Raw genomic sequence first — 743 nt, 5'->3', positions numbered from 1 at the left:
CCGCGTGCGCGGTGCACACGCGCATTTCGCAGTCCGGATCGACTGCGCCTTCGGGCAGCGCGTCGAGCGTGGCGAGCGCGCAGCCGGAGCGCTCGCGGCACTCGGCCACCAGCGACGGATCGAGCAGCGTGCCCACCAGCGACCCCGCCAGCGAGACGGCCAGTGCCGGGTCGCCGTCGTCGGAGAACGCCCATTCCCAGACGCTGCGCGCCGCGTCGAGCGGCGCGCCGGGATGGCGGGACGGGCAAGGCGCGTGCGCGTCGCGCTCGTCGATATAGCGTTGCAGATAGCGCAGATGGCGGCGTCCGACGCGCGCCAGCTCGCCCTCGCCGCGCAGCCGCTCCATCGCGTAGGCGCGCGTCGATTCGGTCAGCCGGTACAGCGCGATCGCGCCGTGGAATTCGACGGCGATCAGCGATTTGGCGGTCAGTTCGGTCAGCGCGGCAATCGCCGTGGCGATCGGCATGCCCGGCTCGGTCGCCACCGCGCACACGGCGTCGAACGTGAAGCTGCCCGAAAAGAACGCGAGGCTGCGGAACAGCGCGCGCGCATCGGCGTCGAGCAGCGTGTAGCTCCAGTCGAACGTCGCGCGCAAGGTCTGATGGCGCGGCAGCGCGAGGCGCAGGCCGCCGCTGAGCAGGTCGAGCCGGTCGTCGAGGCGCGCGGCCACGCCATCCACGCCGAGCGTGGCGACGCGCGCGGCGGCCAGCTCGATGGCGAGCGGCAGGCCGTCGAGGCGGCGG

General features: G+C 73.5%; 1 pseudogene. It reads right to left on the bottom strand.

Annotated elements, in window-relative coordinates:
* Positions 1 to 743, bottom strand: a pseudogene (locus tag G3N92_RS34670) (transcriptional regulator); the annotation flags it as partial.

Origin of the sequence: Burkholderia sp. Ac-20379, from assembly GCF_017104645.1 — a bacterium.
GTDB lineage: Bacteria > Pseudomonadota > Gammaproteobacteria > Burkholderiales > Burkholderiaceae > Burkholderia.
Note: the sequence above shows the minus strand (reverse complement) of the source record. Positions and strands in the feature narration are given on the sequence as shown.